Genomic DNA, 13,367 nt, shown 5'->3' with positions numbered 1-13,367 from the left:
GCTGTTCAAGGAGTATTTCAGGAGACAGGATCTGTTCAGCCAATGCAGGCCGACAGACAGACAGGGGTGGCATACAGATCCATCAACCGCATCTCCGAGGCGGCTACCGGGTGACATGTAACTCCCCACTCGATTTTCACAGCCTTGGCAATGGCGCAACGGATCGCATCATCCGTACCAACTGTCGAAGAACCTGCCACTTCAATAATTTTATAAATACGTGCAGGCATGATGATCTCCTTTTCAGTCTTGTCATGACTGACAAAATCAGAAATTATGCGGAAAAGCCAGTTACAGCCAAGATTCCCGGCAATAGAGGGAGATCCGGCAGTCTGTCATCCACGCTCGTTGATCTGCCAATCGTTGTCTGTGATGGCTACTCCACCCTTGGCTGTAACCTGCACAGTGTCACTGAGGCCGACACCCCATACCCCAGGCAGGCGCAGGCACAGAGGGAGGTGGAATACCATGTTTTCCTCGAAGCGGTGTTTGAGGCCACGGGCAATATAGCCAGTGCCTTCCACCCAGCTGGGTGGAAATTGTGCGCCCACCGAGTAGCCGAACACGCCTGAGAAAAACACGCGATCGGCATGCGGCGCCAGCGCTGCTTCGGCAGCCTGTGCCGCATCATCAAAGGTGTTGCCAGGATGCATCGTTTCTTTCAGGGCTGCATAGATGGTGCGACACACTTCTGCGATATCATGCATTTCCGTCGTAGCTTTACCCGCCACTGCGGTGCGCATCATCGGTGCCGTATAGCGATGATAGGCTGAGCCAAATTCAAGAAAGACCGGGTCTCCAGCCTCAATATGAGTGCGTTTATGATTTACGTGGATCACGCTGATACGCTGGCCACTAGTGACAATCGGCTGCAGGCTCATGAACTCGCTGCCAGCGGCAAGCATGGCACGTGCGCCCTCTGCAGCCACAGCGTTGTCGGTGACACCGGGTTCAATAATCGCCTCAGCTGCTTGCAGCCCGATCGAGGTAATGCGCGCGCTCTCGCGCAAGTAGTTCAGCTCGGCTTCGCTTTTGACCAGACGCTGACTATCCAGTAATACACCACCATCATTATGAAAGCGTGCTTTACCCAGACGATGTAACAGAGGTTGAATAATGCCTTGCCGCAAACCAGCAGAAAACACATCCAGGCCTATGTGCTGGTAGGATGACAACAAGGCTAGCAGTGGCTCAATGACTTCGTCGATATTCTCCCAGCGGTAGCCAATGATTTCGTCCACTGTGGCTGTAACAACGGCCGGGCCAGTCTCTATCGACGGTACCTGCAGAACTAACCGCTCAGCGGTGACAACCAGCGCGGTATGCACAGATACCTCAAAAGTGTGGTAGCCAGTCAGGTAAAAAATATCGGCAGGGTCGGTCAGCAGCAGGGCATCGCGTCCTTTTTCTATCATCAGAGATCGGGTACGTTTCAGGCGGTGACGAAACTCATCGATGGGGAAAGGCAGCTCACTGCCCTCTAAATGATGGGCCAAGGCGTGACGGTACGCGTGGTAATCCATGGCAATCTCCAGGTAAATAACGGTTTGCATAACAGTGTAGGTCTAAAGTTAGCTACCTGTATGAAATTACTAGAGAGCTTAGTACGAGTCCTGCACTAAATCGTCATCAATGCAGTTTCGCCGAACTGGGGTTTACACCATCATGCCGTGCTGAAAACGCGCGGTACCTGCTGCTTTATTGTTTCTTTTATATCCTCACAACGCCGTATCCAGCATCAGCATCATCACGAAGCCCAGTATCAACCCATTGGTTGCGAAAAACTCATGCCCCTTGCGGTGTGATTCAGGGATAATCTCATGACTGATCACGAACAGCATCGCACCGGCTGCACCGGCCAGTCCCCAAGGCAACAGGCCACTGTTGGCATCCAGCAGGGTCGCACCAACAATAGCCATGGCAGGCTCAGCCAGCCCTGACAATACGCCGACTGTGATCGCAAAAGCCCGTGAATAACCGGCAGCAATCAGTGCCATCGCAACAACGAATCCTTCAGGCATATCCTGAATGGCGATTCCCGCTGCCAGTGCATGCCCCTCCCCTGCAGCATAGGATGCACCGATCGCCAAACCTTCCGGGAAGTTATGCAGCACAATGGCCAACACAAACAACCAACTCCGGCGCAAGCGTGTATTTGTAGTGCTATCATTACCTTTGATGAAATGCTCGTGCGGCACCAGCTTCTCAATCACCATCATCAGCATCGCCCCCAGCAGTATCGCCAGTGCGACCTGTCCTGAAGCAATCCAGGCAATGTCACTTTGCTCTGCCATGATCTCTACTGATGGCAGAATCAACGAGAAGATAGAGGCGGCCAACATCACTCCGGCTCCAAACCCCATCAGGCTATCCAGAATACGGTCCGATATTTTGTGCGCCAGGATCGCTGGTAAGGTTCCCAATGCCGTGGCAACTGCAGCAACCATACCTGCATAGAAGGCGTAGCGTACCAACTCACGCTCCTGCAGCAGGACTACCAACTGGTATACCAGCAGCGCAACACCAGCGATCAGAACCAACAGGCCCAGCATTTTTCTGGGCTGAAACAACACCCTGAATCCACTCGTTGCTGTGATCATGATTATCTGACTCCCGATATTACCGTTTAAACAATAATGCCTAAACAACCCATTTAATATATCTAATACAAATCATTATTATTTGCATCAACATAAAAAACAACTAGTATTGACCAATGAGTTCACTAAATTTTAACTATGATTCAGAATATCAATACGGACGGCACGCTGATCACCAGCGCAGCCATGGCTGACCAGATAACCCGACGCGGGGAATAGGCCATCTGCAGTATCAGCATAAATACAGCAAACGTCGTAACTCCGAACCAGGCCACCAGCCCGATACTCAGTCCCAATATTTGAGGCTGCATTACCACTGTGCCGCATGAACAGAGCAAAACCCGCGACGCCACCTGATGGCTTAGCCGCGGAATATGGTTCAGTTCGTGATGATGAAGGGAATCACGATGCGATTTGCCAATCTAACCACACCTTAATGAAAACTATTATCATTTGTAAACTTAAAAAAATTATTTCCTCTTCCCTTTGTCGCAGCGCAGACTCTCAGCTACCAAACAGCTCTTCGCTCACCATCTAAAAGCATCCCCTAATGCTGAACACCCATCCACCGATCAACAAATGCAGCCAATCCTCGGGTATACAGCTCCCCCGATTGAACAAATCCGCGATTGTGATCACCCTGAATCTGAAGAAACTGCTTGGGTTCGGCTGCGGCATCAAACAGCGCCTGGCCATGATGAAAGGGAACTATGTCATCCTGAGGACTGTGTATGACCAGTACCGGCACACTGATGCGTGACAGCTTTTCTCGCGTATCATACTGATAGCGCGATAGCTGGCGTACAGGCAGGAAAGGATAGATTTCGGCCCCCAGATCGGGCACCGACGTAAAACCTGACTCCAGAATCAAGGCCCCCACCGGTTTTTCAGCCGCGACATGAGCGGCCACTGCTGCGCCCAGTGAGCGTCCGAATACGACAATCCGCCCAGGCACTACACCCCGCTCCTCAACGAGCCACCGATAGGCTGCCTCGGCGTCCCTGTACAACCCCTGCTCACTCGGCTTACCACTGCTCTTACCATAACCGCGATAGTCCACAATCAGAACATTGAGACCCATACGATGAAACTGGCCGATAGAGGTCAGCCGATGTGAGATATTACCAGCATTGCCATGCATGAAGAGCAGATCCCCGCGTGCAGCGGGGGCTGGTATGTACCAGGCGTGGAGCGTCTCATTGTCCGCTGTGATCAGTGTGAGATCTTCATATCCCAGGCCTGCATCGGCAGGCGTTGCCACCAGATGTTTGCTGGGCACATGCACCATGCATCCTTGCATTGACCATACCAGCACAACCAGCAACAGATAGCCGGTTGTCAGGGTAAACAGGATGCTTTTTATGGAACGAATAACTGCCATCGGTAACCCACTCACTCCTGGCGTAAACAAAGCTGCACCAATGCATCGCGCATACTCTGACGGGTATTCACATAAAGCATGCCAAGGATTGTTTCAGCCGACGGGTCGAAACGATAGATGATTCTAACCTGAAGTTTTGTATCAACATAATCATGATAGTCAGTGAGGCCAAGATCTGCCGCCTCTTCACAAACTGGTGCACTGACAGGATGATCTCTGACTCGTGCTTCGAACTGGTCAAGAACCTCTAGCAGCTGGCGTTCTGCAGCAGCTGCACCAACATATTTTGCCAGCCAGGAAAGGTGTTGATGAAGTTGATTCTCAAATGTATGGGTGTACTCAATCCTTTGAATAGCCACGTCCTCACATATCCCCTGCCAGTTTTTTCAAACCCTTCCGCAAGGCGTCAGATGAGTTCACACGGCTACTTTTAACATCCTTCTCAGCCAGCGCCAGCATTCGAAGTAACGCCATCTGCTCCTGCTGCATCTCATACTGAACAGGATCTTGAACTACGTACAGTGGCTCGCCATTCTGCGTCACCAGAACAGGACCAGTCACATCTAACGCAGCCAGCTCTTTCTTGAAAGCCGATATCGTTGTCATTTTCATTCCAGGTGCTCTATGCATACCCTTAACCTCCAGTCACTGACTCCAGTATACATATCAATCACGAAAGGCCAAAATTATGGCCTAATTCGGCCCTATCCGAAGCTATGAAAGGATTATTTTCCTGCCCACCACATCCGGGCACGCAGCCCCCAGCCACTGGTCAGACCGGTTTCAATAAATCGGATCTGGCCTTTGCCGTCCAGAATAAACATGGCCGGCACACCACGAATACCATAATCACGTGCCAGTGCTCCCTGTTGGTCATTCACCACCGGCAAACTGTCCAGTCCCTCCTGCTGCAGAAATGACCAGACTGCTTCGTCATCACCCGACTGGATAGCGATGGTCAGCACCTGTTTATCCTTTGCCAGCTTACTGATAACGGGCATCTCGATCCGACAGACCCGACACCACTCCGCCCAGAACAGAATCAGCAGCGGTTCGCCACGATATAGTGAAAGTGAGGCCGGTTGCCCCTGCAGGGTCAGACGATCAATCGGTGGCGCATCACCCAGTGCTACTGCTGGAGACTGCCAGGCGCGCACGGACAGCAGAATCACAACCACCAGCACTATCTCAAACGTCCATCGTTGCCAACGCGGCCTGTTTCTGTAAAAAGAAAAAATAGTGGACTCCTAGCGTAATATTTTATGTCGATTCAACAGATTGAGCGGGTCCATCGCCTGCTTCAGTGTACGCATCAGGGCGATCTCCTCTGGGGTGCGGCACAAGTGCATATAATCACGCTTCTCCAGCCCGATACCATGCTCGGCCGAGATCGACCCACCCAACGCCGTCAAAGGCTCATATACCAGTCGTTCAACCTCGTGGCGACTCTCCTCATCTGAGCTTCCGACACTCAGCATCAGGTGCAGATTACCATCACCCAGGTGCCCGAATACCGTGACCCGTGCAGACTCAGGCCAGCGCGCCATCAATTGCGCTTCGAGATTTTCTACATACTGCTGCATCGCCGGGATCGGTAGGCTGATATCAAATGCCAGTATCGGTTTCAGCTCCTGAATCAAACCTTCAATATCTTCACGGATCGCCCAGATCCCTTCACGCTGTTTATCGGACTGCGCCAGCACCGCATCACAGATCAAACCATCCTCAAATGCCTGCTCCAGCGCACGATTGAACAGCTCTCGGTCGGTTTCATCATTCACACCCAGAGACTCGATAATGGCATAGAAGGGATAATCCGGCGCAATGGGTGGTGTGTGCCGACCACTCTGGCGCCCCATCAGGTCATAGTGGTTGTGCCACATCACTTCGAATGCGCTCAGGCTACCCGCCAGTTGCTGCCCCATCTGCTGTAACAGACGCGTCATCGAATCGAAATCAGGCACTGCCACCAGCGCCGTCTGCTCACACGGCAGTTGTGGCTGCAGGCGCAACACAGCTCGGGTCACAATACCCAGGGTACCTTCACTGCCGATGAACAACTGCTTGAGGTCATACCCGGCATTGTTCTTCAGCATCTGATTCATCGAGCTGATGATGGTGCCATCCGCCAGCACCGCCTCCAGCCCCAGCACCTGTTGGCGCATCATGCCAAAGCGGATCACTCGCACCCCACCGGCATTGGTTGCAATATTACCACCGATGGTGCATGAACCACGTGCCCCGAGATCCAGAGGAAAATGCAAACCCGCTACCTCTGCACTCTCTTGAACTGTCTGCAAAGGCACCCCGGCCTGCACTATCATCAAACCACCGACCGGATCGAGGCTCTCAATCTGATTCATCCGCTCCAGCGAAATCACCAGCTCATCCGCCGATGCCAGTGCCCCCTGCACAACACCCGTCACTCCGCCATGCGTCACCACCGGCTGACCAGCGGCATGACAAAGCTTCATCACAGCCGACAACTCCTGCGTGCTTGCAGGCCGGATAATCGCCGCTGCTTCACAACGCGCATCACCAAACCAGTCTGCCGAACGCTGGCTGACATCTGAGCCGGTCAGCAGACCATTGGGGCCTACCACTTCTTGGATGTTTTGCAGGAGCGTATTCATCGTGTCCTCATTTGATTGTTTGCGCCAATGGGGACTATGTACCAGATTCCATTAGACAATCAAGAAGTACGACTGCTTTGCAGGATCAGAGACCGACAGTAATGAAACCAGATAGACCAAGCACACGTGCTATATTGTCCTTTGCTTACATGATGCGCACACCGGCATCACCATCAATAATGGACATGAACAGGAAGTTGTTACCATGCACAGGACCGAGAGCGAGCTACCACAAACACTGAGCGAAGACCCACTGCACAAGCGCCACCAACCCACCGGACTGTCTGATCGCGTCGCATTTGGATTGACCAAATTTCTGCGTTTTTTTGCTGACAGCTTTTTTGCCAAGCGCTATGGCCATCGAGCGGTTGTGCTGGAAACTGTGGCTGGGGTGCCGGGCATGGTAGGCGGTATGGTGCGCCATATGCGCTCATTACGCCACTTGGAGGATGACCGCGAGTGGATCCACACGCTGTTATCCGAAGCTGAAAACGAGCGCATGCATCTGATGGTCTTTATTAAGATTGCCCAGCCCAACTGGATGGAGCGCATGATTATCCTGCTGGCACAGGGCATATTTTTCACCAGTTTTTTCATCCTCTATATTATCTCGGGGCGCACGGCACACCGGTTAGTGGGCTATTTTGAAGAGGAAGCGGTGTATAGCTACACCGAATATCTGGCCGAGGTAGACAACGGCAATATTCCCAACATTGAAGCACCTCAAATTGCCATCGAATACTGGCAGCTTCCAGCCGATGCGAAACTTCGAGAGGTGATCATTGCGGTAAGAAACGATGAGGCCGGGCATCGAGACGTGAATCACTGTTTTGCAGACAGTTTTGACAGACCTCCCAAGTGAAGGATTGATAGCAAGTGAAAGACTGATAACAATCAGCCACCTGCCTGAAAAAATCTCGGCTTTTCGAATTACACAGCAAGAAGCAGAGTGTTCATCCGCTTACCAAGGCCTAGAGTAGGTGTATTCCAACTCAATTCGAGAGTACACATGAACGCCATCAATCATTCAATGGGCCCTGTCGAGTGGATACTGCTGATTACCCTGTCGATCCTCTGGGGAGGATCATTCTTCTTTGTGGGGGTCGCAGTTGATGCTCTGGGACCACTGACCATCGTGGCGCTTCGTGTCGGGCTGGCAGCGATAGCACTCAATCTGGTGGTTGTGCTGATGGGGTTGAGGATGCCTGCCGAAAAGCCGATGTGGAAAGCATTCTTTGGCATGGGTTTACTCAATAATATGATCCCTTTCACGCTGATCGTCTGGGGACAGGCTTATATAGCCAGCGGGCTGGCATCGATCCTCAATGCTTCAACCATCTTTTTCACCGTGATCGCAGCGCACTACCTGACCCAGGATGAACGACTGACCGGGGGGCGTTTTGCTGGGGTAGTACTGGGGATTGCTGGGGTTGTCTTCATGGTCGGCACCGAGGCTTTATCGGGTCTGAGTACGCAGTTGCTGGCGCAGCTTGCTGTACTCGGTGGAGCACTATCCTATGCCTTTGCCGGCATTTATGGTCGGCGTTTTCGCATACTGAACAGCCCACCCCTGGTTACGGCTACCGGTCAGGTCACTGCATCGGCACTGGTGCTGATACCCCTGGCACTCCTGCTGGAGCGCCCATGGCTGTTGCCCATGCCGAGCGCCACGGTGTGGGCTGCAATTCTGGGGCTGGCCTTGCTTTCTACAGCCCTTGCCTACATTCTCTACTTCCGCGTGCTGTCGACTGCTGGTGCGACCAATATACTGTTGGTGACCTTTCTTATCCCGGTCAGTGCGATACTGCTCGGCACGGTTTTTCTTGGTGAAAAACTTGAACTGAAGCACTTCACCGGCATGGCGTTCATCGCTATTGGCCTGGCAGCAATAGATGGCAGGCCGCTCAAGGCTGTCCGCCTCTGGCTGTCTGGCAGCCCACCCTGCGCCCCGGCCATGCCGGAGCAGGTGACTGATCGTGACATCTGAAACAGGAGGCTGACCAATGGTAACCGTATCCAGATTCGCTACCGAAGAGAGTCGATGGCAGGCACTCTTGGCACGTGATCAACATGCAAAGGGAGTGTTTGTCTATGCGGTCAAAACAACCGGTATCTATTGTCACCCCGGCTGTGCCTCACGCCTGCCAAAACGTGAGAACACTCTGTTCTTTGATACGGTCGAAGAGGCTGTGCAGGCAGGCTATCGCCCCTGTAAACGTTGCAAACCTGATGCCATCTCAGCACAGACTCGCGTGCAGGAACTGATCACTCAGGCCTGTCGCCAGATCGATGAGTCTGAAGCACCCCCAACTCTTGCCAGCCTGGCAGCACAGGCAGGCTTAAGCCAGTGGCACTTCCAGCGGGTATTCAAGACAGCAGTCGGTATGACACCCAAGCAATACGCAAAAGCCCGGCAGGTCGAGCGCTTTCGCGATAGCCTCAAGGAGAGTGAATCTGTGACCAGCGCCATCTATGACGCGGGCTTCGGCTCCAGCAGCCGTGCTTATGAGAACACCCGCGAGCGTCTGGCCATGTCCCCGTCTTTATACCGAAAAGGCGGAGCCGGGCTGACCATTCGCTATGCGATTACCTCCTGTTTTCTGGGCTGGATAACGGTTGCGGCTACCGACAAGGGGATCTGCGCCATTGAGTTTGGTGATGATCCGGCCACCTTGCTCACTCAATTGCAGGATCGCTTTCCAAAAGCACTGTTGAGTGAGGCAGACAAAACGTTTTCTGAACTTGTGCAGCAGGTGATCGCCTTTATCAAAGCCCCATCAAAAGGGATCGAGTTGCCTCTTGATATCCAGGGCACCGCTTTTCAGGAGAAAGTCTGGCAGGCACTGCGTGAAGTGCCACCCGGCAGCACCGTCAGCTATACAGATATCGCACAGCGCATCGGCTCACCCAAGGCCGTCCGTGCGGTTGCACAGGCCTGCGCATCCAACAAGCTGGCCGTCATAGTGCCCTGTCATCGCGTGGTGCGCAGCGATGGCGCCTTGAGTGGGTATCGTTGGGGCGTTGAGCGTAAGCGAGAGTTGCTGAAGCGGGAGAAGGATACTTCTAAGTCGTAAGGTGTTGCATATTCTGATCGCAGAAAATGGTGTATGAAGGTACTGTATTGTCTGACTGAGTACGCAAGATGAGTATGTTACTTCACCCCCATAAGCCAACGGGCCTGCCCTCCTCGCTCAGGAACCTTGGCGCACCCTGCTATCTGCACCAGACCCACTGGCTGGTCTGGCGGTTGATGTTATGCTCTGGGCTGGCAGTGATGCTGGCGGGTTTGAGTTTTTCCATATGGCGGATTTTCAGCGGCCTGGCCGATACAGCCGAGTGGATATTGATGGCATTTATCATGCCCTTTCTGATCATTCTGCTGCGACCAAAAACCTGGCGCACGCCAATCGCGATGGCAGCTGATCCGAGCGGCTTGTTTTTCGTTGGTGGAGATGATTATCAGGAGAGCCTTTTCGTTCCCTGGAATGAGATAGGTCAGATCACCATAGAACGCCATTCAGCGGGCAGTGGGATGATTAAGACTGTCGTCCTGGAGATTGCCGCTAACTCACCCTACTGGGATGATGCCAAAGCATCCACCGTTATAAAACATCTGCTGCAACCGGAGCTCCCCAGTGGTTTCAGGCGCCTGCCTCTGGGCAATCAGGGCATCAATCCCAAAAAGACCAAGGATGCATTGGAGGCCCTCCGAGCAAGAAGCAGGTATCGATAGTTGGAAAAGGGGCCGGAAAAGGGGCCTGGTACATTTCAGGAGAAAAGGGGCCTGATACATTTTTCATTTTTAGAGCCAGTAACGGTAAAGATTGATGAGCGACTACATTGAGTTTCTACAAGAGGTGTTTGACCAGTTCGGGCCGATCACGGCACGCAAGATGTTTGGCGGCTATGGTATCTATCATCAGGGGTTGATGTTTGCGCTGGTGGCGGATGACACCCTGTTTCTGAAGGCGGATGCCGAAACCATTCCCCTGTTTGAGCAGGAGGGTTCAGAGCCCTTCGAGTATGAAAAGAACGGAAAGGTCACGAAGATGTCCTACTATCTGGCGCCCGAAGAGATAATGGATGATCGTGAACTCGCGGCGATCTGGGGGCAGCGCGCGTTCCAGGCGGCGTTGCGAGCAAAAGCAGTCAGCAAGCCAGCTCGGCGGAAAAAGCAGCTCTGATGATGAGAGCATGATGGTGAGAGTACACAATGAATAGCACACAGATGGACAGCAGCATGTTAAACAATGCCAGACAACCGGTCCTTTTCCTCTCTCATGGCGGCGGGCCTCTGCCACTGCTCAACGATCCCGGCCATGCGGGCCTGATTGATGCATATGCGCAGATCAGAAACAAGCTCAAGGCACTTGAAGTAAAGCCATCCGCACTGCTGTTTATCAGTGCTCACTGGGAGGCCGATGAATTCACGATTACTGCAGCGCCACAGCCATCTCTTTACTATGACTACTATGGTTTTCCTGATGCAGCCTATCAGGTGGCCTACCCTGTTCCTGGCGCTGTTGCACTTGCCAACAGGATCAGAGACAAGCTGAACGACCAGGACATGTCAGCTCATCTTGATGAAACACGCGGTCTGGATCATGGCGTATTTGTACCTGGCATCATGCTCTTTCCTGAAGCGGAGATTCCGTGCCTCCAGTTATCCTTGTTGAAAACACTGGACCCCGCCGCTCACCTGAAACTGGGACAACTTCTGCAGGCGCTTCGTCAGGAAAATGTGATGATCATCGGGTCCGGATTCTCATTTCATAACATGCGTGCATTTTTTCATCCCGGCACCCAGGCCGAGGCAGATCTGAATCTCTCGTTTGAAAACTGGCTGTCTGAAACATTGTTGGACTGCAATGATGCCGAGCGCGAGCAACGACTTCTCAACTGGGAGACTGCACCCGGTGCCCGCTACTGCCATCCACGCGAGGAGCATCTGCTGCCGATCCATGTCTGTGCTGGCGCCTCTGGCAGCAAGGCAAGCCAGCAGTGGCGATTTACCACACTGGGTAGAGAGGGTAGTTGCTATTGGTGGGATTGATCTCTACCGCAAATAATCACGGAAAAAAGCCATGAAAACCCTGACCTTGCTCGGCACATGGCGCCCCGGTGGGTAGACCGCATGCACGCCACCCTCTGGTAACGACCAGTCTTTAAGTACGCGCACCAGTCGCCCGGCGCGGATATCCTCTTCGGCGGTGATATCGGCCATCACCGAGATCCCGGCCCCAGCGCCCATCAGTGCACGCAGACTGGCAGTCGAGTTAGCCTTGAAGCGTGACTGCATCTGTACCCTGCACTGCTCATCACCTTTCGTGAACACCCAGGTCAGCGGCGATGGCAGTGGTGAAAAGGTGATCCAGGCGTGATCGGCAAGTGCTGCGGGATGCTCCGGTGTTCCGTGAGTTCTGAGGTACTCGGGCGATGTCATCAGGAACTGCTCAAAACTCCCCAGCTGTGATGAGCGCAGTGTGGAGTCTTTCAACCAACCCAGCCTGAACGCGAGATCTATCCCCTCCTGCACCATATCGCTGACACGATCACCACTGCGCAGCTCTATGCGCAGATCAGGATGGCGCTTGCCGAACTCGACCAACGCCGGGCCCAACACCCGAGTGGCATAGTCCTCCGGTGCCGTGAGGCGTAACTCACCCTGTAGCTGAAGATCATCAGCCTCCACGGCGGCTATGGCGCCCCGCAAGCCATCCAGTAATGGCTGACACTCTCGATAGAACAGCTCACCCGCCTCTGTCAGATGCACCTTGCGCGTTGTGCGATGAAACAGCGCGACACCCAGATGAGTTTCGAGCTTACGAATCTGCAGGCTGACCCGGGTTTTGGTGCAGCCGAGACGATCCGCAGCCGCCGTGAAACCACCGGTCTCGACCAGCGCCAGAAAGACCGGCAGTGTGTTGAGATCAAGCCCTTCCTTAACGGCCATGGCACTCCCCTATTGTTATTATTTCAATAACAGTAAATTATCAATAGGTGTATTTTTAAAATCAATAGAGTGGATGACAATAGCGCCATCGCAAACATACATGAGGAAAGAAATATGAATATTGCATTGATCGGCGCAAGTGGTTTTATCGGATCATCCCTGCTGGAAGAAGCACTGACACGTGGTCATCAGGTGAAAGCTCTGGTCACGCGCCCTGAACGGGTAGCCTCACGCGATAGCCTGAGCGTTGAAAAAAGTGACGTGATGAATACAGCCGCACTGACCGAGCAACTGAAAGGAGCCGATGTCGTGCTGAGCGCCTTCAGTGGCCATGCCCAGGAAGACGTTTACGACTACTACCTGAAAGGTTTTGAATCTATCTTGTCTGCAACGCAATCCGCTGGCGTACCGCGTCTGCTGATTGTCGGTGGTGCTGGTTCACTGGAGATCGCACCTGGTAAGCAACTGCTCGATACCGAAGAGTTTCCGGCCATGTATAAGCCAACGGCCGAGGGTGCCAGGACTGCACTGGAACAGCTTCGTGCTCAGACAGCTCAGACCTGGACCATGCTGTCACCCGCTGCCGAGATTTTTCCGGGCGAGCGCACCGCACAGTTCCGCCTCAGCACCGACACACTGTTGATCGATGCCGAAGGCAACAGCCGCATCTCCGTGCAGGATTATGCCGTCGCCATGCTGAATGAGCTGGAAAATCCTCAGCACGCCAACAGCCGCTTCGCTGTAGCTTACTGAGGCAAACAGCAGAGTAGCCACTCGGCACAGATCAATTCACATGCGCG

At 53.3% G+C, this 13,367-nt stretch carries 17 protein-coding genes; 7 read left to right on the top strand and 10 right to left on the bottom strand.

What is annotated here, in order from left to right:
• Window positions 1–35: 35 nt before the first annotated feature.
• From F7R27_RS10820 to F7R27_RS10780, 9 genes are all read right to left on the bottom strand, one after another.
• Window positions 36–230 carry a dodecin domain-containing protein gene (locus tag F7R27_RS10820; protein ID WP_151704275.1) on the bottom strand — a complete coding sequence of 65 codons (195 nt, stop codon included), beginning with the start codon at window positions 228–230 and terminating at the stop codon, window positions 36–38.
• 105 nt (window positions 231–335) lie between these two features.
• Window positions 336–1,523 (bottom strand): M24 family metallopeptidase, encoded by a 1,188-nt coding sequence (locus F7R27_RS10815; protein WP_151704274.1) that lies wholly within the window; start codon window positions 1,521–1,523, stop codon window positions 336–338.
• 195 nt (window positions 1,524–1,718) lie between these two features.
• A complete protein-coding gene (locus F7R27_RS10810; protein WP_151704273.1) occupies window positions 1,719–2,600 on the bottom strand; it encodes a ZIP family metal transporter in 882 nt (293 codons plus the stop codon).
• A gap of 143 nt (window positions 2,601–2,743) precedes the next feature.
• On the bottom strand, window positions 2,744–3,022 hold the full coding sequence (locus F7R27_RS10805; protein WP_151704272.1) for a DUF3325 family protein: 279 nt from the start codon (window positions 3,020–3,022) through the stop codon (window positions 2,744–2,746).
• Window positions 3,023–3,147: 125 nt separating this feature from the next.
• Window positions 3,148–3,981, bottom strand: coding sequence for an alpha/beta hydrolase (locus tag F7R27_RS10800; protein ID WP_151704271.1), 834 nt, complete (start codon window positions 3,979–3,981; stop codon window positions 3,148–3,150).
• Between the two features lie 11 nt (window positions 3,982–3,992).
• Window positions 3,993–4,340, bottom strand: coding sequence for a type II toxin-antitoxin system RelE/ParE family toxin (locus tag F7R27_RS10795; protein ID WP_151704270.1), 348 nt, complete (start codon window positions 4,338–4,340; stop codon window positions 3,993–3,995).
• Between the two features lie 4 nt (window positions 4,341–4,344).
• A complete protein-coding gene (locus tag F7R27_RS10790) occupies window positions 4,345–4,587 on the bottom strand; it encodes a type II toxin-antitoxin system Phd/YefM family antitoxin (RefSeq protein ID WP_206060477.1) in 243 nt (80 codons plus the stop codon).
• A gap of 119 nt (window positions 4,588–4,706) precedes the next feature.
• Window positions 4,707–5,165, bottom strand: coding sequence for a protein disulfide oxidoreductase (locus tag F7R27_RS10785; RefSeq protein ID WP_168927480.1), 459 nt, complete (start codon window positions 5,163–5,165; stop codon window positions 4,707–4,709).
• 63 nt (window positions 5,166–5,228) lie between these two features.
• Window positions 5,229–6,614 (bottom strand): FAD-binding oxidoreductase, encoded by a 1,386-nt coding sequence (locus F7R27_RS10780; RefSeq protein ID WP_151704267.1) that lies wholly within the window; start codon window positions 6,612–6,614, stop codon window positions 5,229–5,231.
• Window positions 6,615–6,819: 205 nt separating this feature from the next.
• Here F7R27_RS10780 and F7R27_RS10775 point away from each other — a divergent pair, with 205 nt between their 5' ends.
• The 6 genes from F7R27_RS10775 to F7R27_RS10750 all read left to right on the top strand — a co-directional run bounded on the left by F7R27_RS10775 (window position 6,820) and on the right by F7R27_RS10750 (window position 11,667).
• Window positions 6,820–7,476 (top strand): alternative oxidase, encoded by a 657-nt coding sequence (locus F7R27_RS10775; protein WP_151704266.1) that lies wholly within the window; start codon window positions 6,820–6,822, stop codon window positions 7,474–7,476.
• A gap of 147 nt (window positions 7,477–7,623) precedes the next feature.
• Entirely contained in the window at window positions 7,624–8,601 is a 978-nt protein-coding gene (locus tag F7R27_RS10770; RefSeq protein WP_206060476.1) for a DMT family transporter, read from the top strand.
• A 16-nt stretch (window positions 8,602–8,617) separates the two neighbouring features.
• The gene (gene ada, locus F7R27_RS10765) at window positions 8,618–9,688 is read left to right on the top strand and encodes a bifunctional DNA-binding transcriptional regulator/O6-methylguanine-DNA methyltransferase Ada (RefSeq protein WP_151704265.1); all 1,071 of its coding nucleotides are present in this window, start codon (window positions 8,618–8,620) and stop codon (window positions 9,686–9,688) included.
• Between the two features lie 68 nt (window positions 9,689–9,756).
• Window positions 9,757–10,347 (top strand): hypothetical protein, encoded by a 591-nt coding sequence (locus F7R27_RS10760; RefSeq protein WP_151704264.1) that lies wholly within the window; start codon window positions 9,757–9,759, stop codon window positions 10,345–10,347.
• Window positions 10,348–10,441: 94 nt separating this feature from the next.
• Window positions 10,442–10,798, top strand: coding sequence for a TfoX/Sxy family protein (locus F7R27_RS10755; RefSeq protein ID WP_151704263.1), 357 nt, complete (start codon window positions 10,442–10,444; stop codon window positions 10,796–10,798).
• A gap of 29 nt (window positions 10,799–10,827) precedes the next feature.
• On the top strand, window positions 10,828–11,667 hold the full coding sequence (locus F7R27_RS10750; protein ID WP_151704262.1) for a DODA-type extradiol aromatic ring-opening family dioxygenase: 840 nt from the start codon (window positions 10,828–10,830) through the stop codon (window positions 11,665–11,667).
• Window positions 11,668–11,670: 3 nt separating this feature from the next.
• Here the strand turns inward: F7R27_RS10750 and F7R27_RS10745 are convergent, their stop codons facing one another.
• On the bottom strand, window positions 11,671–12,567 hold the full coding sequence (locus tag F7R27_RS10745) for a LysR family transcriptional regulator (protein ID WP_151704261.1): 897 nt from the start codon (window positions 12,565–12,567) through the stop codon (window positions 11,671–11,673).
• A 114-nt stretch (window positions 12,568–12,681) separates the two neighbouring features.
• Here F7R27_RS10745 and F7R27_RS10740 point away from each other — a divergent pair, with 114 nt between their 5' ends.
• Window positions 12,682–13,320 carry an NAD(P)-dependent oxidoreductase gene (locus tag F7R27_RS10740; protein WP_151704260.1) on the top strand — a complete coding sequence of 213 codons (639 nt, stop codon included), beginning with the start codon at window positions 12,682–12,684 and terminating at the stop codon, window positions 13,318–13,320.
• The last annotated feature ends 47 nt before the right edge of the window (window positions 13,321–13,367 follow it).

It is taken from the genome of Nitrincola alkalilacustris (assembly GCF_008973755.1).
In the GTDB taxonomy this organism is placed as follows: domain Bacteria; phylum Pseudomonadota; class Gammaproteobacteria; order Pseudomonadales; family Balneatricaceae; genus Nitrincola; species Nitrincola alkalilacustris.
This window is presented reverse-complemented; position numbering and strand designations above follow the sequence as displayed.